At 47.0% G+C, this 440-nt stretch carries 1 protein-coding gene and 2 pseudogenes; all 3 read left to right on the top strand.

Going from position 1 to position 440, the window contains the following annotated elements; translation table 11 throughout:
- Positions 1 to 54 (top strand): annotated as a pseudogene (locus E1189_RS26400) (hypothetical protein); the annotation flags it as partial.
- A 55-nt stretch (positions 55 to 109) separates the two neighbouring features.
- Positions 110 to 229 (top strand): annotated as a pseudogene (locus E1189_RS26395) (hypothetical protein); the annotation flags it as partial.
- A gap of 9 nt (positions 230 to 238) precedes the next feature.
- A partial coding sequence (locus tag E1189_RS26390; RefSeq protein WP_268921566.1) for a hypothetical protein occupies positions 239 to 440 on the top strand: 202 nt, incomplete at its 3' end.

Here is a 440-nt window from a genome sequence, read left to right as displayed (position 1 = left end):
GTCAAGCGCCTCAGAGCAGAATGGCCGCAGATAAAAATTCTGTTTCGTAGCGACAACGGTTTCTGTCGCCCAAGGCTGATGAGCTGGTGTGAGCGCAAAAATGTAGACTATACGGGCAGCGATCCAGTATGCAGAAACAGGTCAGAAACAACGCTGCTTCGGCTTCATACAGTACGCTGCAAAAAGTTGGAAAAACCGAAAGCGCAAGATCATCATCAAAGCTGAGTTCACAGAAAAAATGGACAATAATCGCTATGTCGTCACGAATCTGAAAAGCGGCTCTGCCAAACTGACCGGACCAGCTGCCACAAATGGTGGCCTAATTGAGAAGCGGTTATCTGAAAAGAACACCGTTTGCCCGAGCTCAAGTGTCCACACTTCGAACAAACTTGTTGAAAATAGGCGCTGTAATGACTCGAAATACACGACGAATCAGGATT

Source organism: Parendozoicomonas verongulae (assembly GCF_009711465.1).
In the GTDB taxonomy this organism is placed as follows: Bacteria; Pseudomonadota; Gammaproteobacteria; order Pseudomonadales; family Endozoicomonadaceae; genus Sansalvadorimonas; species Sansalvadorimonas verongulae.
This window is presented reverse-complemented; position numbering and strand designations above follow the sequence as displayed.